We start from the raw sequence: 26,761 nt of genomic DNA, 5'->3' as shown, positions 1-26,761 counted from the left end.
GCGGGTGGCCAGAGTCCGGCGCTGACCGGGGAAGCGGGAAGCGGGTCAGCGCGTGGTGCGGAGGATGGCGAGGGATTCGGCGGCGAGGGCCTCGACGTCGCCGATGCCGTGCCGGGTGAGCGCCAGGGAGCGCCCGGCGCGGAGGACGCTCCGGGCCGCACGCTCGCGGAGCACCGGGTCGAGCGTCTCGATGTCGCTCGCCTTCGCGAAGCCCACGATGCGACGGATGGCCTTGGCCGCCGCGAAGATCGCCGCGTCGTCGCGGATGCCGGCGAGCAGCCCCTCGAGCACCTCGTCGCCCCAGACGCGCGGGTCGATCCGCGTCGGCCAGAGCGCGCGGTACTCCCGCTCGAACGCGGCCCAGAGCCGGCCCGGGAGGGTGAGGATGAGCTCGGCCCGGTCGGGCTCGCCCAGCGCCTCGGCCCGCGCGGCCGCGATGATGAAGTTGGCCCAGAGGGCGCCGAGGTCGAAGCCGGTCGGCCCGACGAAGCCGAACTCGCTGTCGAAGGCCCGCACCGACGCGGGGGTGCCGCCCCGCGCATCCTGAGCAGACGCAGACGCAGACGCAGACGCGGACCCGGACGCCGGAACGGCCGCCCGCACGAAGACCGACCCGGTGTGCAGGTCGCCGTGGATGAGCGACTGCGCCGTGGTCATGAACCGCCACTTCGCCAGCCCCATCTCGCGCACGAGGGCCGTGTCGGCCTGCAGCTCGGCGACATCCACCTCGTTCGCGGGCAGCACGGCGTTGTGCTCGTGCGCGATGTACGGCTCGGTGAACACGAGGTCCTCGGTGATCTGGGCGAGCTCGGGGTTCACCGCGCGGGCGATCAGCCGCTTGTGCTCGAGCGGATCCATGCCGAGCGGCGAGGTCGCGAAGGCCGTGCGCGCCACGTAGACGCCGAGCTCGTCGGCGGCGTAGTCGTGCGCGCGCCCCTCGTTGAGCTCGTTGCGCCAGACCCGGTGATCCGACAGGTTCTCGATCGCCAGCACGTAGTGCACGGGGTCGTAGTCGTAGAAGGCGGGCACATGACCGGGGTCGGCGAGCACGTGCTGCCCGAGTACCGTCGCCTCGCGGGCCGAGCGCTCGCGGGTCATCGGCCACGAGGGGTCGGTGCGCACGTGTGGCAGCGACTGCTTGAGAACGACGGATGCGCGCACCGCGTCGTGGATGATGAACACCAGATTGAGGTTGCCGTCGCCGACCTCGCGCACCGAGGCGATGCGGGCCGCGTCGATGCGGGTCGCGAGCGCCGGCCGGCTGGCCAGATAGGCGGCGACGGTGTCTGCCCGGAGCTGGGTGAAGTCAGGCCCCCCAAGTCTCGACGAACGGGATTCGGTCATCGCAGCCCCCTACGAGCTCGAGGTGGTCGATCCCGCGGTCACGACCGTGCGCCGCCGCGAGAACGTGAAGCTGAACAGCAGGGCGATCAAAAGCACGATGCCCTTGCCGAAGTCCTGCGCGTAGTACGGCAGCCCGAGCATCGTGAAGCCCGTCACCATCACCGCGATCAGCACCGCGCCGAGCGCCGTGCCCCACGCGTTCGGCCGGCCGATTCCGAGCACCGAGACACCGACGAGCGCGACCGCCACCGCATCCAGCAGCAGCGAGTTGCCCGCGCTCACGTCGCCCTGCCCGATCCGGGCCGCGAGCAGCAGCCCGGCCACCGAGGCGAGGAGCCCGCAGCCCATGTAGGCGGCGGTGCGGTACCACTGCACCCGGATGCCCGACAGCCGCGCGGCCTCGGAGTTCGTGCCGACCGCGAACAGCGCCCGGCCCCAGCGCGTGCGCTCGAGCAGGAACCACAGCAGCACCGTGATCACCAGGAAGATGATGACCGGCACCGGCACCGGCCCGATGCTCCCGCGGTCGAGCCAGAGGAAGTCGGCCGTGAACTTGCCTGGCGCGGTCGTGCCGTTCGACAGCGTCATCTGCGACGAGATCGACTTGCCGTCGACGATGATCAGCTTGAGCCCGACGATCACGAACATCGTGGTCAGCGTCGCCAGCAGATCCGGGATGCGCGCGATCACGATCAAGAACGCGTTCAGCGCCCCGATCAGCAGCCCGCAGACCAGCACCACCGACACCGCGACACCGCCGACCTGGTTGCCGATCACCATCGTCCAGGCCGCGATCGAGACCGCGAAGCCCGCCGAGGCGCCGACCGAGAGGTCGATGCCGCCGACCGTCATCGCGAGCATCACGCCGAGCCCGGCGATCGCCGTCGGCGCGATGAACTTGAGCATGCCGAAGATGTTGTCGACGGTGCGGAAGTTGGGTTCGGTGATGACGAAGAAGAGGATGAGGGCCACCGTCACGCCGACGAAGCCCCACTTGACCACGAAGGCGGAGATGCGCTCGCCGGGAGTCGATCTGACCGCGACCACACTAGGGCTGGACATTCGAGGGCCTTTCGGGAGAGGGCTCGGGTGCAGGGGAAAGGGAAGAAGAAGGGGAGGGCGACGACGAGACCGTCTGCCCGAGGAACGCCCCGATCACCGCTGCCCGGTCGACCTCGTCGGCGTACCGGTCGAGCTCGACCGCACCCCCGACGAGCACGACGATGCGATCGGCGACCTCGAGGATCTCGTCGACGTCGCTGGAGAGCACGACCGCGGCGGCGCCGTCGGCCGCGAGCCCCGCCAGCCGGGCGCCGATCTCGCGCCGGGCGGCGATGTCGACCCCGCGGAACGGCTCGTCGAGGATGGCCAGCGTCGGCCCGGCGGAGAGCCAGCGGCCGACCACCACCTTCTGCTGGTTACCGCCGGAGAGGTCGTCGATCGAGGCCTCGGGGCCCCGGGCCACGACCTGCAGCGTGTCGATCACGGTGTCGGCGCGCGAGCGCTCGAAGCGGCGGCGGACGAGCCCCGCGACGCTCGACTCGCGGAGGAAGGGGAGCGTGATGTTGCGGAGCACCGACCACCCGGGCAGGATCCCCTGGCGCTGCCGGTCCTCCGGCACCAGCACGACCCCGGCGGCGATCGCATCGCCCGGCCGGCGCGGCGCGTAGTCCTCGCCCCGAAGGCGGAGCGACCCGGCGAGCGGCTTCGCGAGCCCGCCGAGCAGCTCGGCGATCTCGGTCTTGCCGGCCCCGATCAGTCCGAGCACCCCGAGCACCTCACCGCGCCGCACCTCGAGGTCGACCGGAGCCGCCTCGGGGAACAGCCGCACCCCGCGCAGCTCGGCGACGACCTCGGTGCCGCGCTGGGTGCCGCCCCGGTCGTGCTCGACGTCGGTCGCGCGGCCGAGCATGTCGTGCAGGATGCCGTGCCATTCGAACGGACGCACCGACTCGCTCTGCACGATCCCGTCGCGCAGCACCACGACCCGGTCGGCCAGCGCCTCGATCTCACCGAACCGGTGCGAGACGTAGACGATCGAGAGCCCCCGGGCCCGGAGCCCGCGGAGCACCTCGAACAGCCGCTCGGCCTCGGCCGCGGTGAGGGCCGAGGTGGGCTCGTCGAGGATCAGGAGCTGCGGCGTGCTGCGGAGCGCCCGGGCCAGCACGAGCAGCTGGGCGTCGGAGATCGCGAGGTCGGCCGCATCCTGCCCCAGCACCGAGTCGGGCCAGTCGAGACCCAGGGTCGCGAGCGCCGACCGCGCGTCGACGGTCGCCTGCCGGCGATTGCGGAGCGGATGCCGCGAGGCCTGAGCGAGGTCGTCGAGCGTGAGGTTCTCGGCCACCGTGAGGCCGGGCACGATGCCGTCGGCGACCTTCTGGTGCACCGCGGAGATGCCCTGCTGCCGGGCTGCGACCGGGGAACCGAGGTGCACAGGCGCCCCGCCGATCCGGATCTCGCCCGTATAGCGGGAGTTCGCGCCCGACAGCGCCTTGATCAGCGTGGACTTGCCGGCCCCGTTGGCGCCGAGCAGCGCGAGGATCTCGCCGGCCCGGAACTCGAGGTCGACATCGGTCAGCACCACGTTCGACCCGTAGGCCACGGAGACGCCGACGAGGGACACGACGCTGGCGTCGCGCCCCTCGACCGGACGAGCGGGAACAGAGGTCATTCGGAGACCGCGGGCAGCCAATCCGCGACCACGACGTCGTCGAGCTTCAGGCTCGGCTGGGCGGTGCGCAGTTCGGAGACGTTGGTGACCGAGTTCTCGGCCAGGAAGTCCTGCGTGATCGTGATCGCCGGGAACTGCACGTCGGTCTCGTCGAGCTGACCGGCGAGGCTGAGGGCCAGGGATCGTACGACGCCCGCGCCCACGGCGGCCGGGTCGGTCGCCGAGGTGGCGACCCAGGGGCTGCCGTCGGCCGTGATGACCTCGAGGTCGGCGTTCGAGATGTCGATGCCGTAGACCTTGACCTTGCTCTGCAGGTTGTTGTTGATCACAGCCTGAACAGTACCCTTGGTGATCTCGTCGTACGGGGCGAAGATCGCCTGCACATCGGGGTTCTGCTTCACCGCCGCATCCACCAGCGGGATGTTGTCGGTCGCGGTGGACTCGCTGACCTTGCCGGTCGAGAACAGCACGTCGAGCTTGTGGTCGGTGACGTACTGGTTCCAGACCACTGCGCGGCGATCGAGGGCGGCGAAGCCCTCGGCCGAGACGTAGCCGACCTTCGCGCCGTCGCCCACGTCGTCGATCAGCTGGTCGAGCACGCCGCTGGCCATCGACTCGTCGGACTGGCTCGTGGTGATCACCCCGGTGGGGTCGGTGAGCGCGAGGTCGTAGACGACGACGGAGATGCCGGCTCCGACCGCCTCGGTGATCAGCGGCTGCAGGGTGTCGGTCTGGCCGTGGTCGACGATGATCGCCGCGGGCTTGGACGCGATGGCCTGCTCGAGGTCGCTGGCCTGCTTGGCGTTGTCGTTGCGCGCATCCGTCACCTGCAGGTCGATGTTCGCGAACTTCGCCTGCGCCTGGGCGCCGGCGCCCCAGGCCTCGAAGTAGTCGCCCGCGCCGCTCTGGCGCACCAGCGCGACCTTGACGGGTTCGCCGTCGAAGGGGGCGGGCAGGGCGGCGGATGCGGTGGGTGCGGCCGCGGACGAGCCGGCCGACGAGGAACCGCCGTCGGACTGGGCGCAGGCGCTGAGCGCGAGCACGGAGGCGGCGGCGAGAGCGGTGACGACCGCGGCTCTGCGGATGAGGGCCATGAGGGATCCTTCGGGATGAGGAGAAGACGTGCGGATGCGTGTGATCGCGTTCTGATTCAACCCCGCGCGCGGGCGGGCGGCCGAATCATGTGTCGCTCTGTTACTCGTTCGGAGCCCGCCGCCGATTGTGCAGGAGTCGAGGTCTACCATGTTGGTCATGACCCTCCTGACCGTGTGGAACGACAACGACCCCTCGACGCCCGAACTGCAGACGCGGGATGCCGACACGATCCGCGAGGTGCTCGCGGGCCTCGGTGCGCGCTTCAGCCGCTGGGAGCTCCAGGAGCTCTCCGAGAACCCGACCCAGGACGAGGTGCTCGCCGCCTACCGCTCCGAGATCGACGCGGTGAACGCCGAGCACGGCTACACCCTGGTCGACGTGGTCTCGATCACGCCGGAGGACACCGACGAGTACCGCGAGGCCTCGGCGACCGCACGTCAGAAGTTCCTCAGCGAGCACCAGCACGACGACGACGAGGACCGCTTCTTCGCCCGCGGCTCCGGCGTCTTCTACCTGCACGTCGACGGCAAGGTGCACGCCGTGTTCTGCGAGGCCGGCGACCTGCTCTCCGTGCCGAAGGACACCACGCACTGGTTCGACATGGGCACCCGCCCCGACTACGTGTCGGTGCGCTTCTTCCACGACGACGACGGCTGGGTGGGCAACTTCACCGGCAGCGACGTCGCGACGAAGTTCGCCACCTACGACGAGCTGGCGTCGGTCTCGGCGTAGCCGCCGGGGCTGGGCTGGGCCTGGCCTGGCCCGGCCGGGCCTGGGCGCTCGCTAGCCGATCGCCGTGCCGAAGAGCAGCCCGAGCACGTACGTCACGGCCGCCGCGCCGAAGCCGATCGCGAGCTGCCGCAGCGCACGCCTGAGCGGCGGGCCGCCGGAGAGCAGCCCGACGACGGCACCCGTGCCGAGCAGCGCGAGCCCGACCAGGCCCGCGGCGATCGCGATCGCGACGCCGCCCGAGAGCCCGAACGCGTAGGGCAGCACGGGGATGATCGCGCCCGAGGCGAAGAAGAAGAACGACGAGATCGCGGCCTGCCAGGCGGTGCCGATCTCCTCGTGCTCGTCGCCGTCCGGAGAGTCCCCGCCCGCACCGCCCCCGACGATCTCCGGCGCGGTCACGCCGGCGTCGCCGACCCGCACGATCCTGATCGCCGAGGTGGTCGTCGACACCCCGCCGAACACGTCCTTGGCGCGGGCGTCGGCCTGCTCCTCGGTCATCCCGCGCGCCCGGTAGACCAGTGCCAGCTCGTTCGCGTCGACGTCGAGGAGCGGCACGGCGGTGTGGGCGTCCGGGTCGGGGGTGGATGCGGCGAGCAGCTCGCGCTGCGACCGCACCGAGACGAATTCCCCCGCCCCCATCGAGAGCGCGCCGGCGAGCAGCCCGGCGACGCCCGAGGCCAGCACGACCGTGTGAGAGACGCCGGTCGCGCTCATCCCGAGCACCAGGGCGAGGTTGGAGACCAGTCCGTCGTTGGCGCCGAAGACCGCGGCGCGGAAGGTGCCGGAGAGGCGACTGCGGCCCCGTGCCGCCAGGCCCCGCACGACCTCACCGTGGATGCGCTCGTCGGCCGCCATCGCGGGCGTCGCATCCACATCGGTCTCGTAGGGCGAGCGCGCCTCGGCCCGCTGCATCAGGGCGAGCACGAACACCGAGCCGAAGCGGCGGGCGAGCACGCCGAGCATGCGGGTGCGGAGGTCGGCCCGACGGGGCTTGCCGACGTCGTCGCCGAGGAGCTCGAGCCAGTGGGTCTCGTGGCGGCCTTCGGCGTCGGCGAGGGCCGAGAGGATCTCGCGCTCGGAGCCGGTACGCCGGGCCGCCAGCTCGCGGTAGACCTTCGCCTCGGCCCGCTCGTCGGCCAGATACTTCCGCCAGCGGCGCAGCTCGCTGCGAGTGGGTTCCATGACCCCATTCTCCCATCCCGCCGAGCGCGACCCGCCTCGTGGGCGTGTCACGCCGCGCTCGCCGCGGGCTCCGGTGGCGCCTACGCCCGCCGAGCCCGGCCAGCTCGGCCGGCCCGGCTCAGCTGTAGCCCGAGGGCTCCGGGTACGCGCCGGTGAGGGCGTTGTCGCCCACCTCCTGCGCCTTGTATGCCACAGGATCGTGCAGCGTGATCGTGCGGGCGTTGCGCCAGAACCGGTCGTAGCCGTAGGCCTCGCCCGTGGCGCGGGCGCCGGTCAGCTCGAACAACCGCGAGGTGACGTCGAGCACCGTGCGGGTGCTCACGACCTTCGCGGCGGCGATCTCGACCGCGACCTCGCCGCGCTCGGCATCCGTCAGCGCCCAGCGCTTGTCGGCGGCCGCGACCAGCGCGTCGGTGGCGCGCCAGGTCAGCGCATCCGCCGCCCGGGTCGCCGCGGTGAGCTCGCCGATCAGTTCGCGGATGTACGGGTCGTCGACCGCGCGCGCGAGCCCGCTGGTCGACCACGGCTTGGTCGTGCTCACGACGTACTGCGAGGCGGCCTCGAGCGCTCCCTCGGCGAGCCCCACGTGCAGGTGGTCGAGCGCGAGCTGGAACAGCAGGATCGACAGCGACGAGTACGGCTTGTACTTCGGCCCCGACTGCTCGCCGTAGCCCAGCACGTGCTCCTCGGGCACCGCGGCGGCATGGAACGACACCGAACCCGACGCCGACAGCCGCTGCCCGATGTTCTCCCAGTCGTCGTGGTGCACGACCCCGGGCCCGGTGGCGTCGATCACGATCGCCAGCTTCTCGCCCGTGTCGACCCGGGTTCCCGACGCGGTGACCCGGTCGGCCACCTGGGCTCCGGTGGCGAAGAACTTGCGGCCGGTGACCGTGAACCCACCGCCGGCGACCGGGGTGAGCTCGAGCCCCGCGTCCCGCGGATTGCCCGCGCCGCCCCAGAACAGGTGCCGGGCCGCCAGCTCGCGCTGGAGGTCGTCGATCCGCGGCTGGTACTCGTTCAGCTGCAGCCGCCAGGAGTTGACGAAGTGGTACGCGAAGACGTGGCCGAGGCCCGCGTCGGCACGGATGACGGGCCGCAGCCCCTCGAACACGGTGTGCCAGTCGAGGCCGCCGCCGCCGAACTCGCGGTCGACCAGGGCGGGCAGGATGCCGGTGGCCCGCAGCGCGGCCACCTCGGCGAACGGCGCCGTGCCCTCCTTGTCGCGGGCGACGGCCACCCGGGCGAAGTCGTCGGCCAGCCCGGCGAGGGCGTCGAGCGCGGCGGCAGGCTCGGTGATCACAGCGGGTCGGGTCACGCTGCTGCTCCTCTCCAGGGGCGGGTCAGAGGTGGTTCGTGCTGGTTCGGGCGGTCTCGCGGGTCATTCGGCCCAGGGCGTGCGGTTCCACGACCGCAGCACCTGGTTGCCGTGCTCGAAGCCGAGCACGCTGATCGAGGCGGTGTCGAGCACGAGCAGCTCGCCCGCGGCGATCGGCAGGCCGAGCCACGTCGCCGACAGGGTGCGGAGGAAGTGGCCGTGCGAGAACAGCAGCACGTCCTTCCCCTCGTTGAGCGTCGGCCGGGCACGGTGGATGATCGCGGTGTTGCGCGCCAGCATGTCGGCCGCCTGCTCGCCCCGGCCCTCGGCGTCGGGCTCGATGCCGTCACGCCACAGGTTCCAGTCGTCGCCGTAGACCTCGGCGATCTGCGGGCTGGTCAGGCCCTCGTAGGCTCCGTAGTCCCACTCCGCGAGATCCGGATCGACCACGACCTGGTCGCCGTAGCCGGCGATCTCGGCGGTGTGGTGCGCGCGCACGCGCGGGCTGGAGAGCACGAGCCCGAAGGAGCGGCCGTCGAGCACGCGACCGACCTGGGCGGCCTGCTCCTCACCACGGGCGGTGAGCGGGATGTCGGTTCGGCCGGTGTGCTGGCCGCTGAGGCTCCACTCCGTCTCTCCGTGGCGGACGAGCACGATCTGCGGGGGGCGGGTCATGGCATCCAGAATATCGGCCGCGCGAGCGGGTTAAACGCGCTGTGCAAACTGCCGAAACCTCGCCGCAATGTGCAGGAGTGATGATGGCGACATGAAGCTGCTCGTGGTGAACGCCGTGATCCTCCCGATGTCCGACGGAGCCGACTGGTTCCGCGGCTGGCTCGCCGTCGGCGACGACGGCCTGATCGAGGCGATGGGGGAGGGCGAACCGCCCACGGATGCCGGCGGCATCGGGGCGCGTGCGGCCGGTTCCGCGGCGATCGGCTCCGGCGAGGTGCTCGACGTGGGCGGCGCCTTCGTCGCCCCCGGCTTCATCTCGGCGCACAGTCACATCTTCACCTCCGGGATGCGCGGGATGACCCCCGGCGACACCCTCTATCCCTGGGTCGGCGAGCAGAGCGCGTTCATCTCCGGCGCCGACGAGGAGGACGTCTACTGGTTCACGCTGCACGGCTGCCTCGACTTCCTCGGCAACGGCGTGACCTCGGCCTACAACTTCACCGACTCGCGGGTCGTCGGCAGCTACGACGCCGAGACCGACAGCCGGGAGATCTACGCGATCCGCCCCGAGGGCTACCTCCACCGGCAGATCGACGCGGCCCGGGATGCCGGGCTCCGCACGATGAACGCCATCCGACTCGACAGCGAGTTCCAGCCCGTCGAGGAGGCCTTCGAGGTGTTCGGCCGCGCGATCGACCACCTGAAGACGACGGTCCCCGCCGAGCTCGACCTCGGCGCATCCGTCTTCGGGGCGGTGCAGTGGTCGGCCACGCCGCAGGCCGCGCGCGACGAGGTGCGGGCGATGGATGCGCACGGCATCGGCAACCAGGCACACTTCCTCGAGACCTGCGAGGCGCTCGACCAGCAGCGCGAGAAGTTCCGCTGGTACGAGCAGGCGGGGGCGCTGCGGCCCGGGTTCCTGTTCGGCCATTTCGTGCATCCGGACAGCTACATGAGCCGGGTGGTCGCGGAGAAGGGTGCGGGGATGGTCTGGCAGCCGACCTCGAACGGCCGGCTCGGGTCGGGCGTCGCCGACATCCCGGGCTATCGCGCGCTCGGCATGCCGATCGGTGTGGGGCTCGACGACCAGTCGTGCACCGACATCTCCGACCCTTTCCAGAACCTCCGGATCGGCGCCTACACGCAGCGTGCCGTGAACCAGGACGCCTCGGTCGTGATGCCCTACGACATGATCCGGATGCACACCCTCGGTTCCGCCGAGGCGCTCGGCCCCGACGTGGCGGCCCGGATCGGCTCGCTCGAGGTCGGCAAGCACGCCGACTTCATCGTCGTCGATCCCGCGAGCCCCGACACCGGGCCGGTCTGGGACGTCTACGCCCACTACGCCTTCGCCTGCGGCCTCCGCAATCTCACCCGCGTGTACTCGGGAGGCGACCTGATGAGCGAGAAGGGCGTCAGCACGCATCCGCTCGCCGCGCGGGCCTCGATCGAGCTGCACTCGCGGGTGCGGGAGGTCGCCTCACGGGTCGCCTCGCGCAGTTCCGAGCGGCTCGCCTGGTAGCTCCGAACCGGTTGCCTCGCGCAGTTCCGAGCGGCTCGCCTGGTAGAACGCCGGTACGTGCTCCCGGGCTCTGGTGCACGGCGCATCCGCGGCGCTACCGTGAGCACAGAGCGCAACAGCGCGCTCGTGGACGCGACACGGTGCACCGCCGGCGGCAGTTCCGGCAGGGCCCCGCCCGCAGCGGGAGGAACTGAGATGTCCGAGACCACCACCACCGATCCGTTCGCATCGGCCACCGGGCCCGAGGGCCGCTCGATCGCCGACTGGACAGACCTCGGCCGCGAGATGTGGTCGTACCTCACCGGCCGTGGCGCGGCCGTGAACTACACCTTCGTCGACATGACCGTCGAGGTGCCTCGTGACATCGGTCCGGATGCGCCGCGCGCGGTCTGGAAGATCGACGGCACCCTGCGCGTCACGACCAGCGACGACCAGGCCCCCGGCTCCGATCCGCTCCGCCGCAGCTGAGGCGGATCCCGCCATGGTGCGCTTCGACATCGACCTGTCCTTCTCGGCCGAGGTCGAGGGGAGCCCGGACTTCACCGGCACGATGACCGCGGCCGGGCCCGAGATCCACATCGAGGTCTCCGATCCCTCCCGCCTGCCGGGCGGCCGCCGTTCGCTCGCCGACCTGCGCGTGTTCGCGGCGGCGCTCGCCCGCCGCGGGGTGATCGTCTCGCTCGACGGGCCGGCCGGTTGCGTGGTCCGCTTCGGGGCGGTCAAGGCGACCGGGCTCGGGCGCCTGCTCACCGGGTCGCCCCACATCCGCCTCGGATCGCCCTCGGCGGTCTGGCCGATGATCCGGCGGAGCCGCGCGCGCTCGGACGAGCTGCGCATCCCGGCGCCCCCGGCGACGCCCTTCCCGCTCGCCCCGACGGTCGCCCGCGTGGTGCGACGCCGGGTGACCACGACGCACTACACGCCGGGCTCCGGTCGCCCGCGGCTGATCTTCGTCATCGGCTCGGGGCCGTGGGACGGCCGGCCGCCGCGCGAGTTCGACCTGCTGCCGGGCCGCACCACGATCGGCTCGGGGCCGGATGCCGACCTTCGGCTGCCGGGGCTCGGCGACGTGCATGCCGAGATCCGGCACACCGAGGACGACGAGTACGTGCTCTACGACATCGAGCCGACCGGGGGCGGGGTCGACACCGGGGTGCTCGGGGTCGCGGACGGCCGGACGGCGGGTCCGGCTGGCGCGGGTGCAATGGGGCGCGCGTCGGGACGAGCACCCGGGCGCGTCCTCCGCACCGGTGCGCGGATCGATCTGGGCGACTGGAAACTCGCGTACTTCCGGGAGGAGTTCGCCGACCACGGGCGGCCCTACGGCGGGCGGGTCGGCGGCGAGCTGTCGGTGCAGAAGCGCCAGGCTCCGCGGCCGGTGCCGCCGGGCGCGCGGCGGCGGACGACCGACCACCCGAGCTGAGGCGCGCCCGCCGAGCGGCGGACGTGGCCGCCCGCTACTGTGTGCACCATGACGCTCAGGCTGCAGGCGATGGACGAAGACGCGCTCGCCGGATTCATCGCGGCGAGCAACGCGGGCTACCGGCAGGAGCGGATCGACTCCGGCGACACCGAGGCCTACGCCGACGAGCGCGTGGCCGAGGCCAACGCCCAGTACTTCCCCGGTGGACGGCCCGCCGAGGGGCAGCTGATCTTCGAGGTGCTCGACGACGACACCCCGGTCGGCACGCTCTGGATCGGTCCGCTGTCGGACTCGCGGCCGGGCGAGTGGTGGGTCTTCGACGTCGAGATCCGCGAGGAGCACCGGGGCAAGGGCTTCGGCCGCGGCGCCATGCTGCTCGCCGAACAGGAGGCGAAGGCGCACGGGGCCGAGAAGCTCGGGCTCAACGTCTTCGGACACAACACGATCGCCCGAGGCCTGTACGAGTCGCTCGGCTACCTCGTGACCGCGCAGAACATGGCCAGACCGCTCTGAGCCTGGCTCGCCCTTCGCCGGGGCGAGCCAGGCAGATCCGGCGGGCGACGACGAAAGGGAGATCCCGATGACCAAGCACCCCCACGCGTGGAGCGACCGACTGCGCCTCGGCGCACCGGGCACCCCGCTCGACCTCTCCCGGCGCGACACCGGCGCGACCAAGGGCGCCGCCGACAAGACCGCGGGCGAGGGGCTGTTCGACGCCACCGCCCGCTCGCTCTCCACCCTGCAGGAGAAGCTCTTCGCCAGCAGCGTCGCCGGCGGCACCCGCTCGGTGCTCGTCGTGCTCCAGGGGATGGACACGGCCGGCAAGGGCGGCGTCGTCAAGCGCGTCGCCGGCGCCATGGACCCCCAGGGTCTTGCGCACCACGCCTTCAAGAAGCCGACCGAGGAGGAGCTCGCGCATCCGTTTCTCTGGCGGGTCGAGAAGCAGGTGCCCGGCCCCGGGATGATCGGGGTCTTCGACCGCTCGCACTACGAGGACGTGCTCGTGCCGCGGGTGCACCAGAGCATCAGCTCGGAGGAGCTCGTGCGCCGCTACGACGAGATCAACGCCTTCGAGAAGCGGCTGGTCGACGCGGGCACGGTCGTGGTCAAGGTCTTCCTGCACCTCGGCAAGGACGAGCAGCGGAAGCGCCTGCTGCGCCGGCTCGACCGATCGGACAAGCACTGGAAGTTCAGTGTCGGCGACGTCGACGACCGCGCGCTCTGGCCCCTGTTCCAGGATGCCTACGAGGTCGCGCTGCCGGCCACGAACACCGAGCACGCCCCCTGGTACGTCGTGCCCGCCGACCACAAGTGGTACTCGGCGCTCGCCGTGCAGCAGCTGCTCGAGGAGGCGCTCGTCTCGCTCGACCTCGAGTGGCCGGCCGCCGACTACGACGTCGAGGAGCAGCGCGCCCGCCTGCTCGCCGGCTGACACCGGGAACACCCCGGGCCGGAGAGTAGGGTGCAGACGTGGGCACCCTGCAGACCCTCTCGCTCCCCGACGGACGCACGCTGGCCTTCCGCGTCTACGGCGACCCCGACGGCTTCGTCGTCGTGAACTGCCACGGCGGCATGATGAGCGGTCTGGATGCCGAACTCTCCGACGACGCGGCCCGGGCGCGCGGCCTCGCCATCGTCTCGCCCGACCGGCCGGGGGTCGGCGGCAGCTCGCGCCGCGAGGGCCACGGGATGCTGACCTGGGCGCGCACGGACCTCTCGTCGCTGCTCGACCACCTCGGCGCACGCGGCTTCGCGGTCGACCGGTTCGGGGTCATGGGCTGGTCGGAGGGCGGGCAGTACGCGCTCGCGATCGGTCACGTGCATCCGGAGCGGGTCACGGCGATCGCCCTTGTCGCAGGAGCGCTGCCGCTGGACGACTCGGGCACCTTCGCCGAGCTCAACCACACCGACCAGCGGCTCGGCCGGCTCGCCGAGCGCGCACCGCTCGTGGCCCGCGCCGGGTTCGCGGCTACCCGGGTGTTCACCCGCGCGCTGCCGCGGCTGGCGGCGCGGATCTCGGGGTCGGCGCTGGATCCGCGCGACGCCGCTGTGATCGAGGGCCGGCACGACTGGTTCTCGCGCACCGTGGTCGCGGGGCTGCGGGACAGCCGCGGAGCCGTGGATCAGTACCGCGCCTTCACCGGGCCGTGGGGGTTCTCACCCGAGGAGGTGCCGGTGCCCGTCGTGGTGCACCAGGGCGGCGCCGACCGGATGGTGCCGGCCGCCTGGGCCGAGACCTTCGCGCGGCGGCTGCCGTCGGCGAGCCTCCGGCGGTACCCGGAGGACGGGCACTTCATCTCGATCAGTCGCGGCGGAGAGGTGCTCGACACGTTCAGTGCGCGGTGAGCGCCCGCACGCTGCCGGTCCCGTGCCGGTGCGCGCTGGGGGTCAGTGCGCGGTGAGCGCGAGCGGGCTCCAGCCCCAGGCCGGGGCGACGTGGCGGGCGATGTTCTCGAGCAGCGCCGCGTTGTAGTCGACGCCCAACTGGTTCGGCACGGTGAGCAGCACGGTGTCGGCGGCCTGGACGGCCGCGTCGTTGCGCAGCTCCTCGGCGATCGCATCCGGTTCGCCGGTGTAGCTCTTGCCGAAGCGCGCCGTCACGCCCTCGAGGGTCGCGACCTGGTCGTACGCATCCGAGGCGCGGCCGCCGAAGTAGGCGCGGTCGAGGTCGGAGACCAGGGGGATGATGCTGCGGCTGACGCTCACGCGCGCTTCGCGCTCGTGGCCCGCCGCTTTCCAGGCCTCGCGGTAGAGGGCGATCTGCTCGGCCTGGAGGTCGCCGAACGGCACTCCGGTGTCTTCGCTGAGCAAGGTCGAGCTCTGCAGGTTCATGCCCTGCTCGGCCGCCCAGACGGCGGTCTGCCGGGTTCCCGAACCCCACCAGATGCGGTCGGCGAGACCGGGGGACTGCGGCTGGATCGCGAGCGGGACGGACTGCCCGGTCATCCGCGGGTCGGAGACCGCGACGCCGGCACCGGAGATCGCGGCGCGGAACAGCTCGGTGTGCCGGCGGGCGAGATCCGCATCCGTCTCACCGGCCTCGGTGTCGGCGCGGTAGCCGAACGACTCGGCCCCGCGGAAGGCCGTCTCGGGTGAACCGCGGCTGACGCCGAGCTGCAGGCGGCCGGCGGCGATGAGGTCGGCGGCGGCGGCGTTCTCGGCCATGGCGAGGGGGTTCTCGTAGCGCATGTCGATCACGGCGGTGCCGATCTCGATGCGGCTGGTGCGGGCGGCCATCGCTGCGAGCAGGGGGAACGGGCTCGCCAGCTGGCGGGCGAAGTGGTGCACCCGCACGTAGGCGCCGTCGATGCCGAGGTCTTCGGCGGCCTGCGCCAGGTCGATCGACTGGAGGAGTGCGTCGGCGGCCGTCTGGGTGCGTGACCCGGGGACGGGCTGCCAGTGGCCGAAGCTGAGGAAACCGATGCTCTTGTGCATACTTGTCTCAGCGTCGGCGGGGCCTGCGATATTCCGTGCGGCCGGGCGCGGTAGCGAAGGGACTGCTCATGGCTCAGAAGATCTGGTTCATCACGGGGACGTCGCGCGGGTTCGGCCGCGAATGGGCGATCGCCGCCCTCGAACGCGGGGACAGTGTGGCGGCCACCGCGCGCGACACCGCCTCGCTCGGCGACCTGGTCGACCGGTTCGGCGACCGCATCCTGCCGATCCGGCTCGACGTCACCGATCGCGAGGCCGACTTCGCCGCGGTCACCGAGGCGGTGAACTACTTCGGGCGCCTCGACGTGGTCGTGAACAACGCCGGGTACGGGCAGTTCGGGTTCATCGAGGAGCTCAGCGAGCAGGAGGTGCGCGAGCAGTTCGAGACCAACGTCTTCGGCGCGCTCTGGATCACGCAGGCCGCCCTGCCGTACCTGCGCGAGCAGGGATCGGGGCACATCATCCAGGTCTCGTCGATCGGCGGGATCTCGGCCTTCCAGAACATCGGGATCTACAACGCCTCGAAGTGGGCGCTCGAGGGCTTCTCGCAGGCGCTCGCCCAGGAGGTCGCGCCGTTCGGCGTGAAGGTGACGCTCGTGGAGCCCGGTGGGTTCGACACCGACTGGGGCGGAGCCTCGGCACGGCACGCGACCCCGCTGCCCGAACTGGAGGCCGTGCACGCGGCCGCCGCCGAGGCGCGCAAGTCGAGGGTCGCCGACCCCGGCGATCCGAAGGCGTCGGCGGCCGCCATCCTGCGCGTCGTCGATGCCGAGGAGCCGCCGCTGCGCGTGTTCTTCGGGAGCACGCCGATCCAGGTCGCGAAGGCCGACTACGCGTCGCGGATCGCGGAGTGGGAGAAGTGGCAGGACGTGTCGGAGCTCGCGCAGGGCTGACCTGGGCCGTTGTCGGCGTGAGCGCCGATAACGTCCGGAATAACGAGGACCGACGCCGTATATGGGGTCGGTCCTCGTTATTTCGGACGTTACTGGTCATCGTTGGCCGAGTAACCCTGCAAATGCGGGAGAGCGACCCCGTATAAGGCGTCGGTCGCCGGGATTTGCAGGGAAACTCCGTTCAGGCGGCGGCGGCGGCGGTGGTCACGGTACCGGCGTCGGCGACGGCCGCCAGCGCGAGACGCGTGTCGTCGGCCACGAGGTCGGCGTTGATCATGGTCGCCGCCATGACTCCGCCGGCTGCCGCGACGATCACGAGCGCCCCCGGGTTCGCCGAGTTGCCGGCGACCCAGACGCCCGGAACCGAGGTGCGCCCGGTGGGGTCGGACTCGACCCACTCGCCCATCGGTCCCGCCGTGCGCGCGGCTCCGAGCTGCTCGAGCAGGTCGTCGTTGGCCGTGGGTCGCGAGCCCACGAAGAGCGCGTCGAGCTCGACGACCGAGCCGTCGACCAGGCGCAGGCCGGTCAGCACGCCGTCGGCGTCTTCGAGCACCGCGGCCGCATCCGTCTCGATCACCTTCGTGCCGCGTGCGGCGAGGCCGGCCCGCACCTCGGGGTCGAACTCGGCTACCGCGCTGCTGACGACCGTGACGTCGGCCGACCACTGCCGCACGAGCATCGCCTGGTGCACGCTCATGGGGCCCGAGGCGAGCACGCCGATGCGGCGGTCGCGCACCTCCCAGCCGTCGCAGTACGGGCAGGCCACCGCGCCGCGGCCCCACTGCTCGGCGAGTCCGTCGAGCTCGGGCAGCACGTCGCGGAGGCCGGTCGCGACGACGAGCCGCCGCGCGTGCACGGCGCGGCCGTCGTCGAGCACGACCTCGAAGTCGCCGGCCTCGCCCGTGACCGTCGTCGCGCGCGCCTCGACGATCGTCGCCCCGTAGCCGAGCACTTCGGCGCGGCCCAGTTCGAGCAGTTCGCCGGGCGGGAATCCGTCGCGGGTGAGGAAGCCGTGCATGTGCGCGGCGAAGCGGTTGCGCGGGAGGCCGGCGTCGATCACGAGCACGCTCCGGCGCGCTCGGGCGAGCACGAGGGCCGCGTTCAGGCCGCCCGCACCGCCGCCGACGACGACCACGTCCCAGTGCGATCCGTCGAGGGGTGCGTCGGTGTTCTCGGGGGTGGTGTCCTGCATGTTCTCGTCCATGTTCTGGTCCATGGGTCAAGCCTCGCGGCGGGGGTACCGAACTGCAAACAAGTGTGCTGGAATGGCAAGATGGATGATTCGCAGGGCGTCCGGATCGGGGCGCGACTCCGCGCCGCCCGCACCTCGCGCGACGTGACGCTCGCCGCGCTCGCCGCCGAGACGGGCATTTCGGCGAGCACGATCTCGCGCCTGGAGGCGGGGAAGCGGCAGCCGAACCTCGAGCTGCTGATCCCGCTGACGGCGGCGCTGGAGATCACGCTCGACGAGCTGGTGGCCGACGTGGTGCCCGACCCGCGCATCCGGTCGCGGTCGAGTCACCGGGCGGGGCGCGAGATGCAGCTGCTGTCGAAGGAGAACTCGCCGATGCAGACCGTGCGGATGGTCATCACGCCCGTCGGCGAGGAGCCGGTGCAGCGCACCCACGACGGCTTCGAGTGGCTGTACGTGATGAGCGGGCGACTGCGGCTGCTGCTCGGCGACCACGACCTGGTGCTGAAGCCGGGGGAGGCGGCGGAGTTCGCCACGCGCATCCCGCACTGGGTGGGCAACGCCGACGACGATCCGGTGGAGCTGATGGCGATCTTCAGCCGCGACGGAGAGCGGATCCACGTGCGGGCGCAGACCGAGCCGGGCCGGAGGGTCGGGCGATGAGCGGAGGTTCTGGCGTGAGTGGTGGTTCTGGCGTGGGTAGTGCTTCTGGCGTGGATGGTGGTTCGGGTTCGGGTGCGGGTCTGTTGGGGCGGTCGGTGCGGTTCTCGGGGCGGATCGCCGGGTTCGGCACCGCGTCGGGCACCCGGATCGTGGTGGGCATGTGGCAGCGGTCGCCGTTCGGGTCGTTCGCCGATCTGATGGTCGAGGATGCGACGGGTCACCGCACCCTGTTCGCGCCGACTCCCGAGACCGCGGACTTCATCGCCTCGACCTACCGCTTCGACGAGGTGCGGGTGGTGCCCGTGCGCCTGCGGCGCGTCGCGGGCGGCCTGGCCGTCGACGCCGACTCGGGCGCTTCCGGCGACGGGATGCTGGCGGTGCGCCTCCGGGTGGGGGAGGTGTCGGGGCTCGGGCGGTTGCTGCGGGCGGTTCCGCAGGTGGTCGCGACCTCGCCGGTGTGGTTGTCGGCGATCGACCCGATCGCGCGAAGGGTGATGGCCGGTGTGCGCACCGCGGGCACGGCCGGCGGCGGACGACGCGAGTTCTACGGGGTGACGGTCGTGCGCCGCATCGCGTGGGCCTCGGCGACGCTCGACGGTGTCGACCTCGGGGCGTTCGCCCCACTCGACCCGCCGGTGCGGTTCGGCTTCGGCTCGGCCCCCTCCGAGCCCAGCATCGTCGACGTCACGACGACCATCCGCCCGGCCTGAGGTGACTCGGGCGGGACGCGCCCCGTCAGCCCGCGAAGACGTACACCCAGGCCTCCTCGCCCGTGTCGAGCGGGACTCGGACCCGCACGTAGTCGTCGACCTCGTACTCGTCGGCGGCATCCAGCTCGGCGGGCGTGACGCGGAAGACGGTGCCGGCCACCGACCCTGTCGCCGCATCCGGGGCGGCGCCGTCGGCGAGCGGCACGAGGAGGGGGTGGCGATCGCTGCCGCTCGTGGCGATGACCGCGGGGTCGGTGATCGTGAGCCACTCCAGCCGGAACCCCACCACCGCCGTATCCCGCCCCTCGAGCAGGCGGCCGAAGGTGGCGAGCTGCACCTCGGGCTGGCGGAGGGTTCCGTACGAGAAGAGGAGGACGTCGGCCGCGTCGGTCATGGCTTCAGCCTAGGGAGGACCGCGCCGAGGCACAGTGTCAAGGGGTTGAGCTCGGCGGATGGGCATCCCCTGTCAAGGGGTTGGGAGGGCGGATCGAGGGGAGTTGGGTTGACAGCAACTGTTCCGGGCCGAGGGGTCCGTTCGAACGGGCTGCTGAGGGCCGCTTCGTGTGCACAGTGCACGCATGACCACTCTCAGCAGCCCGTTCGTCACAGACCCGGGCCGTTCGCGCGGGTCGGACGGAACGAGAGCGGATGGTGACGATGGAACGCGCGGCTGTGACACTCGACGGGCGCGACGACTCCCGCCTGACCGCCCTGTACGACGAGGCGGTCGCGATCGGGGTGCGCGCTGACGCGCCGGGTGGATCGGCGAGTGACGACGACATCGTCGATCCCGCGCTCGCCCTGGCGAGCCGACTCGGCGCCACGACTCCGCGGCCCACGACCGGCATGGCCGGCTACCTCGAGGCCCTCGCCACCCTCGGATCGGCCGACGTCACCGTCGCCCGCATCGTCGAGCCGCACCTCGACGCACTCGCGATCCTCGACGAGTGCCCCGATCCGGTCGATCTGGCGACGATCGGCGCCGGCCCCGACAGCACCTGGGGCGTGTTCGCGGCCGAGGGGCCGGGGGTGCGGTTGACGGCGGTTCCGGATGCGCGGGGCTGGCTCCTCGAGGGCACCAAGCCCTGGTGCTCCCTGGCCGGGCGACTGAGCCACGCGCTGGTCACCGCGCACGTCGACGGGGGTCGGCGACTCTTCGCGGTCGCGCTCGGCGTGCCCGGAGTGACGGTGCACGACGAGGCGTGGGTGGCCCGCGGGTTCCCCGAGGTTCCGAGTGGGCCGGCCGACTTCGATCGGGTGCCCGCGGTTCCGGTCGGGGCGACGGGGTGGTATCTCGAACGCGCCGGCTTCGAGTGGGGCGGCATCGGCGTCGCCGCCTGCTGGTTCGGCGGAGCTCTCGGCGTGCAGCGCCGCATCCTCGACGCGGCCGTGCGCAAGGCCGACGACCTCTCGGCCCTCCACGCCGGCCGCGCGACCGCTGCCCTGACGGCGGCCCGTGCTGTCCTGGCCGCGGCCGCCCGCGCCGTCGACCTCGCCGGCGTGCCCACCGCCGGGCGCACGGATGGGGCATTCGCGGCCGCCGCCGCCGCGCCCGCCGCGATCGCCCTCAACCCCGGGGACGTGCCCGTCGCAGCCGGGGCGCCCGCTGCCCTCGACCGCGCGGAGGCGCCCCCAGGCCTGGACCGCGGGGAGGCCGCCGTGCTCGCCCAGGTCACCCGTACGGTGGTGCGGCAGGCCGCCGAGACGGTGCTGCGCGAAGCCGCCCGCGCCCTCGGCCCCGCCCCGCTGGCGACCGACGCCGGGTACGCCGCTCGGGTCGCCGACCTCGAGCTCTACCTCCTCCAGGATCACGGTGCCCGCGACGAGGCCCGCCTCGGCCGCCTCCTCGTCGAGGCCGAGAACAATGCCGCCCGGGGTTCCGCAGAAGACGGGGGAGCGCGATGACCTTCCTGCACCAGGACGAGGGGACCGCCGAGGCCGACTGGGCCGCCGCGATCGAGCGGATGCGCGGGGAGCTCCGGCAGATCGGCGCGGGGTTCTTCGCCGAGGTCGCGCACCTCGTGGTCGTGTCGGCGCATCCGGACGACGAGACGCTCGGCGCCGGCGGACTCCTCGCGACCGCCTACGCCGCCGGAGTGCGCACCACCGTGATCGTGGCCACGTCGGGAGAGGCCTCGCACCCCGACTCGTCGACCCACCGCCCCGACCAGCTCGCCCACCTGCGCGAGGCCGAGACCCTCGCCGCCGTGGAGGCCCTCGACCCGGGCGCGCAGGTGCACTTCCTGCGCTTCCCTGATGGCCAGGTCAGCGAGCCGGAGCACCTCGCGACCCTCCAGGATGCGATCGCCACCGCGGTCGGCACCCCCTCCGGAGCCGACCCCGACACGACCTTGGTGGTCACCCCGTGGTCGGGCGACCGCCACCCCGACCACGCCGCCGCGGCACAGGCCGCCCAGGCGGCAGCCCAGCCGGCCCGGGCAGCCCAGCCGGCCCAGGCGGCAGCCACCACAGGGACGGGTGACGACCGCACCCCCGCCGCCGTGCTCGTCTGGGGCTACCCCGTCTGGGCCTGGCACTGGGGCGCGCCGAGCGACCTGCCCTGGCAGGACGCGGTCGTCGTTCCGCTCGCCGAGAGCGCGCTCGGCGCCAAGGAGCGCGCCCTGACACTCCACGCCACCCAGGTCGAACCGCTCAGCGGCCTGCCCGGCGACGAGGTTCTGCTGCACGAGGGGATGCTCGCGCACTTCCGCCGCCCGCTCGAGGTCTTCTTCGACGCCCAGCCCGGCATCCGGCCCGCCGAGTCGCAAGCCACCCGAGCCACCCGAGCCACCCGAGCAACCCAGGACACCCAGGACACCCCAGGCCCCGCCACCCACGACCCCGCCGCCCTCGACGCCTGGTTCGAGCAGCTCCACACCCGCGCCGACGACCCCTGGGGCTTCGAGACCCGCTGGTACGAAGAGCGCAAACGGGCCGTGCTGCTGGCCTCCCTGCCCGACCGCGACTACGGCTCGGTGCTCGAGCTCGGCTGCTCCACCGGGGTGCTCTCGCGCGAGCTCGCCGGCCGCACGCGCGACCGTTTCCTCGGCGTCGACGTCTCCGAGCGCGCCCTCGACCGGGCCCGCGCCCGCAACGCCGACCTCCCGAAGGCCCGCTTCGAACGGATGCACATCCCCGCCGACTGGCCCGACGGCGGCTTCGATCTCGTGGTGCTCTCCGAACTCGGCTACTACCTCGAACCCGCCGAACTCGACCTGCTGGCCGAGCGGGTCGCGCGCATCCTGCCACCCGGCGGGGCGTTCGTGCTCTGCCACTGGCGGCATCCGGTCGAGGGCCGGCCCTTCTCCGGCGACGGCGTGCACGCCCGGTTCGCCGACCGCCCCGAGTTCGACCGCCTTGTGCGGCACGAGGAGGAGGACTTCGTGCTCGACGTGCTCGTGCCCCGCCCCGCCGTCTCGGTCGCCCGTCGGGAGGGGATCGTATGATCGCCGCCGTCGACGTCGTCATCCCGGTGCGCAATGAGGAGCAGCGCCTCGAGTCGACCCTCGAGGCCGTGCTCGCGAGCCGGCGTGCGCTGCAGCGGCACGCCCCGGTCTGCAGCCGGGTCGTCGTGGTGCTCGATGACTGCACCGACGCCTCACGCGAGATCGCCCTACAGTTCGCCGCCGAAGACCGGATCGACGTGATCGAGGTCGACGTGCAGAACGTCGGCCGTGCCCGCGCCGCCGGGTTCGCGCGCGTGCTCGAAGAGGTCGAGAACCCCGGCGAGCACTGGATCTGCAGCACAGACGGCGACAGCCTCGTGCCCCAGTCGTGGCTGCTCGACCAGTACGAGGCCGCGAAGACCGGGGCGCTCGTCGCCCTCGGAGCGGTCGAGCCCCAGGGCGACGGCGCCCCCCGTTCGGTGCTCGAGTCGTGGCGGCACGCGCACGTGCGCGGCGCCCGCCATGTCTACGGCGCGAACCTCGGGGTGCGCGCCGACGCCTACCTCGCGGCCGGCGGCTTCCCGCCTCTCCGCGACGGCGAGGACGTGGCGCTGGTGCGCGCGATCGAGACGATGGCGGCCCAGATCGCGCCGACACCGAGTACGGATGCATCGGCACCCGTGATCGCCGACCTAGGCGACTCCGTCGTGATCACCTCGTCACGCCTCACCGGCCGCACCCCCGGCGGCTTCGCCGGCTACCTGCGCAACCTGGTCGAAGAAGCGACGTCCGCCTGAAGCGCTACGGCGTCGCCATCGACGACCCCGAGCTCGCATCCGGGATCGCCGGGTCGACCTCGTTCAGCATCGCCTTCACGATCTGCTCCCAGTCGCTGCCCTCGACGTTGCCGATCGTGCCGTCGGGCAGCCGGGTCGTGTAGACGGGCTCGCCCTCCTCGCCCGCGACCGAGCGGATCACGAGGTACCCGAACAGCACGCCGTCACGCCCGATCGCCCACTCGGGGGCTCCTCCGCTGAGGGTGTACTCCAGGCCACGGTGCGGCAGCACCAGGTCGTCGGCTTCGAGAGCCATGATCGTCTCCTTCGTCGGAACTGCGGATGCTCCCTCCAGCATGCGACCGACCTCGCGAGCCCGCACCGGGTGCCCCGCGAATTCCCGGGCAGGGGTTGCGGGATCCCGGGAGCGGGGTAAGCCGGGAGTATGAGAGCACTCACCTGGCAAGGCACGATGAAGGTCCGCGTCGACGAGGTCCCCGACCCGGTGCTGCAGGATGCGACGGATGCGATCATCCGCGTCACCTCCACCGCGATCTGCGGTTCCGACCTGCACCTCTACGACGTGCTCGGGCCGTTCCTCGACAAGGGCGACGTCCTGGGACACGAGCCGATGGGCATCGTCGAGGAGGTCGGCTCGGGCGTCACCTCGCTGTCGGTCGGCGACCGCGTCGTCATCCCCTTCGTGATCGCGTGCGGCTTCTGCTACATGTGTCAGAAGGGCCTCACCACCCAGTGCGAGACCACCCAGAACCGCAAGTCGGGCACGGGCGCGTCGCTCTACGGCTACACCGAGCTCTATGGATCCGTCCCCGGCGGGCAGGCCGAACTCCTCCGGGTTCCGTTCGCCGACTTCAACGCGCTGAAGGTCGGCACCGAGCTGCCCGACGAGCGCTACCTCTTCCTCTCCGACATCCTCCCCACCGCCTGGCAGGGCGTGCAGTACTGCGAGCTGCCGGAAGGCGGCGTGCTCGCGGTGCTCGGCCTCGGCCCGGTCGGGCAGTTCGCGTCACGCATCGGCAAGTACCTCGGCCACCGCGTGATCGCCGTCGACCCGGTGCCCGAGCGCCGGGCCATGGCCGAGCGCCACGGCATCGAGACCTTCGACCTCACCGACGACATCGCCGACCGCCTGCGCGAGGCCACCGAGGGTCGCGGGCCCGACGCGGTGGTGGATGCGGTGGGCATGGAGGCGCACGGCAACCCCGTCGCCGCCTTCGGCCAGTTCGCGACCGGCCTGCTGCCCGACGCCCTGGCCAAGAAGGCCGCCGAGACCGTCGGCGTCGACCGGCTCGCCGCGATGATGCTCGCCTTCGACGTGGTCAAGCGCGGCGGCACGGTCTCGCTCAGCGGCGTCTACGCCGGCGCGGCCGACCCGGTGCCGTTCATGACCATCTTCGACAAGGGCATCACGCTCAAGATGGGCCAGTGCAACGTGCACCGCTGGCTCGACGAGCTGCTGCCGCTGGCCGAGGACCCGGCCGACCCGCTGGGCATCGACGACCTCGTGACCCACCAGGTGCCGCTCGAGGACGCGGCCCGCATGTACGACGTGTTCAAGAAGAAGGAGGATGGCTGCATCAAGGTCGTCCTCAAGCCGTGAGCGCGGCCGATCGCGAAGGGAGCACCGCATGTCCGTGAAGCTGAACACCACCGCCGTAGGCCAGGCCCGCGAGCTGATCGAGGCCGGGAAGGTCGTGCGTGACGAACGCGACGACTGGAGCGAGGCGGCCCCGACCTCCGAGGAGGAGAACGCCTTCATCGAGAAGCGCGGCTGGGGCGAGTACGCCAAGTGGCACCTCGGCGTCGATTCGGAGAAGTCCGAGGAGACCAAGGGGCGCTACAGCTTCCCCTACGGCGACTTCTCGAAGGTCAGGCGCGGTGGCATCATCTCGCTCGAGAGCCGCGCCGCGCAGTTCGGGCACGACGACATCGCCAAGGCGAGCAAGAAGCTGCTCGAGCAGATCGACGACTGAGTTCGGGATGCGCCGCGCCGGCTCTCAGGGAGCGGCGCGGCGCATCCTGTCGTTCGCCTGAGGCCGGCCCGGCCGATTCAGCCGTAGAACGCGGAGAGTGCCGCCGAGTAGATCAGGCCGCTGAGCACGCTGACGAGGGTCGCGGCTCCGAGGGCGATCCCCGCGGCGGCGAGCGTCTTCGACAGCCCGCGGCGGGTGACGGCGACGATGCCGAGCACGATGGCCGCGAGAGCCAGGATGGCGGAGAGCACCGAGCTCAGGCCGTTGATCGCGCCGAGCGCCTCGGTCTCGCCGCTGCGGAGGACGGCGGCCTGGGCGATCAGGAAGACGATGCCGAGCACCGAGGGCACGGCCCCAGCGATGAGCGAGGCCAGGCCCATCGGGTTGCTGCCGGCCGCCGGCGCCGGCTGCCCGTACTGAGGCTGGGCACCGTACTGCGGCTGCGCTCCGGGATGCGACGGCGACTGCCCCTGCTGACCGTAGCCCTGCTGCGGTTGCCCGTACGGCGGCTGCTGCGGCTGCCCGTACCCCTGCTGCGGCTGCTGCCACTGGCCCTGCGGCGGCTGACCGTTGTCGTGCGGCTGGCTCATGAGGATCCCTTCGCGATCTTTACTCATGCCTACCGCATCCCGGGGCGTCTGACACTGCTTGCAGGGGAGGTGTTCGGCTCAGGCGATCGGGTCGGGGGTGATCGGCTCGGGCAGCGGAGGCTCGCGCTGCAGCCGCACGAACACCACGCCCGCCACGATCAGTGCGCCGCCGAGCGCCTGCACGAGCGTCGGCACCTCGCCGAGCAGCAGCCAGGCGAACAGCACCGCGAAGAGCACCTCGACCAGCCCCACGAACGAGGCCACCCGCGATCCGAGGCGGAGCGCCCCGAGCAGCCCGGCCAGGTACGCGACCGCGGTGGCCACCACGACGACCACGCCCATCGGCACGAACCACGGCACCTCTCCGAGCCACGGCAGCGCCACCGGATCGAACGAGACCGAGAGCGGCACCAGCCCGGTCAGCCCGACCAGCGTGAGCGCCACCGCGCCGACGACCAGACCGACGCTCACGAGCGTGACGGGCGGCAGGCCGCCGGTCGGCAGCGCCGAGATCAGGTAGTAGCCGGCCAGGCAGACCGCGGCGGCCAGGGCGAAGACGACCCCGAGCACGTCGAGCCCCGCGGTGCCGGACGGGTTGATCACGAGAGCGAGCCCGGCGATGCTGAGCACCGCTCCGATGATCGTGAGCAGGGCCGGGGGGATGCGCGTGCGCGCCCAGGCCAGCAGCACCAGCAGGATGGGGGCGCTGTACTCGATCAGCAACGCGATACCGACGGGGAGCCGCTCGATCGCGGCGAAGTAGAAGACCTGGGCGCCGATCACGGCGATGAGACCGTAGGCGAGGACGAGCTTCCAGGCCGCGGCGAGCTTCCGGAACCGGCCCCGCAGTGCGATGAGAGCGAACGGCAGCAGGAGCAGGCCGCCGGCTCCCGCCCGCACGGCGACCGCGGCGGCGGGCGACCAACCCGCGTCGAGCAGGGGTTTGATGAAGGGGCCGCTCGTGCCGAAGGCGGCGGCGGCGAGCAGGGCCAGCGCCAGGCCGGACGCCTTGTGCGAGGCCATGGCTGACGGGAGCCGTCCGGCCGCATCCGCGCCTGTGACGCCCGTGCCGTTCGTACCGCCGGTGCCGGGCGTGCCGCCGACGGTGGACCGTGCCGGAGCGCTCATCGGGTGCCTTCTGCCTGTCAGGAGTGAAATGC

The 26,761-nt window shown here is 72.1% G+C and carries 28 protein-coding genes; 15 read left to right on the top strand and 13 right to left on the bottom strand.

Annotated elements, in window-relative coordinates; genetic code table 11:
- Positions 1–45: 45 nt before the first annotated feature.
- From HSO01S_RS11435 to HSO01S_RS11420, 4 genes are read right to left on the bottom strand one after another with little or no spacing between them, the layout of a single operon-like run.
- Positions 46–1,344, bottom strand: a complete 1,299-nt coding sequence (locus HSO01S_RS11435) for an S-methyl-5-thioribose kinase (RefSeq protein WP_066041439.1) — start codon at positions 1,342–1,344, stop codon at positions 46–48.
- Positions 1,345–1,353: 9 nt separating this feature from the next.
- Positions 1,354–2,406, bottom strand: a complete 1,053-nt coding sequence (locus HSO01S_RS11430) for an ABC transporter permease (RefSeq protein WP_066041437.1) — start codon at positions 2,404–2,406, stop codon at positions 1,354–1,356.
- Positions 2,393–4,015, bottom strand: coding sequence for a sugar ABC transporter ATP-binding protein (locus HSO01S_RS11425; RefSeq protein WP_084361579.1), 1,623 nt, complete (start codon positions 4,013–4,015; stop codon positions 2,393–2,395). The genes HSO01S_RS11430 and HSO01S_RS11425 overlap by 14 nt, the downstream gene beginning before the upstream one ends.
- Positions 4,012–5,109, bottom strand: coding sequence for a substrate-binding domain-containing protein (locus HSO01S_RS11420; RefSeq protein ID WP_066041434.1), 1,098 nt, complete (start codon positions 5,107–5,109; stop codon positions 4,012–4,014). Before HSO01S_RS11420 ends, HSO01S_RS11425 begins: the two co-directional genes overlap by 4 nt.
- 157 nt (positions 5,110–5,266) lie before the next feature.
- On the opposite strand from HSO01S_RS11420, the gene HSO01S_RS11415 reads away from it, so the two are divergent.
- Complete coding sequence (locus tag HSO01S_RS11415) at positions 5,267–5,842, top strand: 1,2-dihydroxy-3-keto-5-methylthiopentene dioxygenase (RefSeq protein WP_066041432.1); 576 nt, start codon at positions 5,267–5,269, stop codon at positions 5,840–5,842.
- Positions 5,843–5,893: 51 nt separating this feature from the next.
- Here the strand turns inward: HSO01S_RS11415 and HSO01S_RS11410 are convergent, their stop codons facing one another.
- From HSO01S_RS11410 to HSO01S_RS11400, 3 genes are all read right to left on the bottom strand, one after another.
- Positions 5,894–7,024 carry a VIT1/CCC1 transporter family protein gene (locus tag HSO01S_RS11410; RefSeq protein WP_066041429.1) on the bottom strand — a complete coding sequence of 377 codons (1,131 nt, stop codon included), beginning with the start codon at positions 7,022–7,024 and terminating at the stop codon, positions 5,894–5,896.
- 118 nt (positions 7,025–7,142) lie between these two features.
- The gene (locus tag HSO01S_RS11405; protein WP_169799977.1) at positions 7,143–8,342 is read right to left on the bottom strand and encodes an acyl-CoA dehydrogenase family protein; all 1,200 of its coding nucleotides are present in this window, start codon (positions 8,340–8,342) and stop codon (positions 7,143–7,145) included.
- Between the two features lie 63 nt (positions 8,343–8,405).
- The gene (locus HSO01S_RS11400; RefSeq protein ID WP_066041425.1) at positions 8,406–9,017 is read right to left on the bottom strand and encodes a histidine phosphatase family protein; all 612 of its coding nucleotides are present in this window, start codon (positions 9,015–9,017) and stop codon (positions 8,406–8,408) included.
- A gap of 91 nt (positions 9,018–9,108) precedes the next feature.
- Between HSO01S_RS11400 and HSO01S_RS11395 the strand changes: the two genes are divergently transcribed.
- The 6 genes from HSO01S_RS11395 to HSO01S_RS11370 all read left to right on the top strand — a co-directional run bounded on the left by HSO01S_RS11395 (position 9,109) and on the right by HSO01S_RS11370 (position 14,308).
- Complete coding sequence (locus HSO01S_RS11395; protein ID WP_066041423.1) at positions 9,109–10,539, top strand: amidohydrolase family protein; 1,431 nt, start codon at positions 9,109–9,111, stop codon at positions 10,537–10,539.
- 195 nt (positions 10,540–10,734) lie between these two features.
- Complete coding sequence (locus HSO01S_RS11390) at positions 10,735–11,007, top strand: hypothetical protein (protein ID WP_066041422.1); 273 nt, start codon at positions 10,735–10,737, stop codon at positions 11,005–11,007.
- Between the two features lie 13 nt (positions 11,008–11,020).
- Positions 11,021–11,962 carry an FHA domain-containing protein gene (locus HSO01S_RS11385; RefSeq protein WP_066041419.1) on the top strand — a complete coding sequence of 314 codons (942 nt, stop codon included), beginning with the start codon at positions 11,021–11,023 and terminating at the stop codon, positions 11,960–11,962.
- A 48-nt stretch (positions 11,963–12,010) separates the two neighbouring features.
- Complete coding sequence (locus HSO01S_RS11380; RefSeq protein WP_066041416.1) at positions 12,011–12,475, top strand: GNAT family N-acetyltransferase; 465 nt, start codon at positions 12,011–12,013, stop codon at positions 12,473–12,475.
- A gap of 67 nt (positions 12,476–12,542) precedes the next feature.
- On the top strand, positions 12,543–13,394 hold the full coding sequence (locus tag HSO01S_RS11375) for a PPK2 family polyphosphate kinase (protein WP_066041413.1): 852 nt from the start codon (positions 12,543–12,545) through the stop codon (positions 13,392–13,394).
- A 38-nt stretch (positions 13,395–13,432) separates the two neighbouring features.
- A complete protein-coding gene (locus HSO01S_RS11370) occupies positions 13,433–14,308 on the top strand; it encodes an alpha/beta fold hydrolase (protein ID WP_066041411.1) in 876 nt (291 codons plus the stop codon).
- A 42-nt stretch (positions 14,309–14,350) separates the two neighbouring features.
- Here HSO01S_RS11370 and HSO01S_RS11365 read toward each other — a convergent pair whose 3' ends face one another.
- The gene (locus tag HSO01S_RS11365; protein ID WP_066041410.1) at positions 14,351–15,397 is read right to left on the bottom strand and encodes an LLM class flavin-dependent oxidoreductase; all 1,047 of its coding nucleotides are present in this window, start codon (positions 15,395–15,397) and stop codon (positions 14,351–14,353) included.
- A 68-nt stretch (positions 15,398–15,465) separates the two neighbouring features.
- Here HSO01S_RS11365 and HSO01S_RS11360 point away from each other — a divergent pair, with 68 nt between their 5' ends.
- Positions 15,466–16,290, top strand: coding sequence for an SDR family oxidoreductase (locus tag HSO01S_RS11360; RefSeq protein ID WP_066041408.1), 825 nt, complete (start codon positions 15,466–15,468; stop codon positions 16,288–16,290).
- A gap of 181 nt (positions 16,291–16,471) precedes the next feature.
- Here the strand turns inward: HSO01S_RS11360 and HSO01S_RS11355 are convergent, their stop codons facing one another.
- Positions 16,472–17,506, bottom strand: coding sequence for an NAD(P)/FAD-dependent oxidoreductase (locus tag HSO01S_RS11355; RefSeq protein WP_245635982.1), 1,035 nt, complete (start codon positions 17,504–17,506; stop codon positions 16,472–16,474).
- Between the two features lie 57 nt (positions 17,507–17,563).
- Between HSO01S_RS11355 and HSO01S_RS11350 the strand changes: the two genes are divergently transcribed.
- Positions 17,564–18,145 (top strand): helix-turn-helix domain-containing protein, encoded by a 582-nt coding sequence (locus HSO01S_RS11350; RefSeq protein WP_066041407.1) that lies wholly within the window; start codon positions 17,564–17,566, stop codon positions 18,143–18,145.
- Positions 18,142–18,855: a hypothetical protein gene (locus HSO01S_RS11345; RefSeq protein ID WP_245635981.1), complete on the top strand. Its 714-nt coding sequence runs from the start codon at positions 18,142–18,144 to the stop codon at positions 18,853–18,855. Before HSO01S_RS11350 ends, HSO01S_RS11345 begins: the two co-directional genes overlap by 4 nt.
- Positions 18,856–18,880: 25 nt before the next feature.
- Here the strand turns inward: HSO01S_RS11345 and HSO01S_RS11340 are convergent, their stop codons facing one another.
- On the bottom strand, positions 18,881–19,249 hold the full coding sequence (locus HSO01S_RS11340) for a gamma-glutamylcyclotransferase family protein (RefSeq protein ID WP_066041406.1): 369 nt from the start codon (positions 19,247–19,249) through the stop codon (positions 18,881–18,883).
- 263 nt (positions 19,250–19,512) lie between these two features.
- Here HSO01S_RS11340 and HSO01S_RS11335 point away from each other — a divergent pair, with 263 nt between their 5' ends.
- The 3 genes from HSO01S_RS11335 to HSO01S_RS11325 are packed head-to-tail and all read left to right on the top strand — an operon-like array spanning position 19,513 to position 23,038.
- The gene (locus tag HSO01S_RS11335) at positions 19,513–20,760 is read left to right on the top strand and encodes an acyl-CoA dehydrogenase family protein (protein ID WP_157079025.1); all 1,248 of its coding nucleotides are present in this window, start codon (positions 19,513–19,515) and stop codon (positions 20,758–20,760) included.
- Positions 20,757–22,301, top strand: a complete 1,545-nt coding sequence (locus tag HSO01S_RS11330) for a bifunctional PIG-L family deacetylase/class I SAM-dependent methyltransferase (RefSeq protein WP_066041402.1) — start codon at positions 20,757–20,759, stop codon at positions 22,299–22,301. The genes HSO01S_RS11335 and HSO01S_RS11330 overlap by 4 nt, the downstream gene beginning before the upstream one ends.
- The gene (locus HSO01S_RS11325; protein ID WP_084361577.1) at positions 22,298–23,038 is read left to right on the top strand and encodes a glycosyltransferase family 2 protein; all 741 of its coding nucleotides are present in this window, start codon (positions 22,298–22,300) and stop codon (positions 23,036–23,038) included. The genes HSO01S_RS11330 and HSO01S_RS11325 overlap by 4 nt, the downstream gene beginning before the upstream one ends.
- Positions 23,039–23,042: 4 nt before the next feature.
- On the opposite strand, the gene HSO01S_RS11320 is transcribed toward HSO01S_RS11325, so the two are convergent.
- Positions 23,043–23,333 carry a hypothetical protein gene (locus HSO01S_RS11320; RefSeq protein ID WP_066041400.1) on the bottom strand — a complete coding sequence of 97 codons (291 nt, stop codon included), beginning with the start codon at positions 23,331–23,333 and terminating at the stop codon, positions 23,043–23,045.
- 129 nt (positions 23,334–23,462) lie between these two features.
- Between HSO01S_RS11320 and HSO01S_RS11315 the strand changes: the two genes are divergently transcribed.
- Both HSO01S_RS11315 and HSO01S_RS11310 read left to right on the top strand, forming a co-directional pair.
- Positions 23,463–24,638, top strand: a complete 1,176-nt coding sequence (locus HSO01S_RS11315; RefSeq protein ID WP_066041399.1) for a zinc-dependent alcohol dehydrogenase — start codon at positions 23,463–23,465, stop codon at positions 24,636–24,638.
- A 28-nt stretch (positions 24,639–24,666) separates the two neighbouring features.
- Positions 24,667–25,011 carry a hypothetical protein gene (locus HSO01S_RS11310; RefSeq protein WP_066041397.1) on the top strand — a complete coding sequence of 115 codons (345 nt, stop codon included), beginning with the start codon at positions 24,667–24,669 and terminating at the stop codon, positions 25,009–25,011.
- A gap of 77 nt (positions 25,012–25,088) precedes the next feature.
- Here HSO01S_RS11310 and HSO01S_RS19260 read toward each other — a convergent pair whose 3' ends face one another.
- Positions 25,089–25,601 (bottom strand): hypothetical protein, encoded by a 513-nt coding sequence (locus HSO01S_RS19260; RefSeq protein ID WP_066041395.1) that lies wholly within the window; start codon positions 25,599–25,601, stop codon positions 25,089–25,091.
- Positions 25,602–25,679: 78 nt separating this feature from the next.
- Positions 25,680–26,729 carry an EamA family transporter gene (locus HSO01S_RS11300; protein WP_218003797.1) on the bottom strand — a complete coding sequence of 350 codons (1,050 nt, stop codon included), beginning with the start codon at positions 26,727–26,729 and terminating at the stop codon, positions 25,680–25,682.
- Between the last annotated feature and the right edge of the window lie 32 nt (positions 26,730–26,761).

Source organism: Herbiconiux solani NBRC 106740, from assembly GCF_001571005.1.
GTDB classification, from domain to species: domain Bacteria; phylum Actinomycetota; class Actinomycetes; order Actinomycetales; family Microbacteriaceae; genus Herbiconiux; species Herbiconiux solani.
The sequence above is the reverse complement of the archived record's forward strand: the minus strand, read 5'-3'. Positions and strand labels throughout refer to the sequence as shown.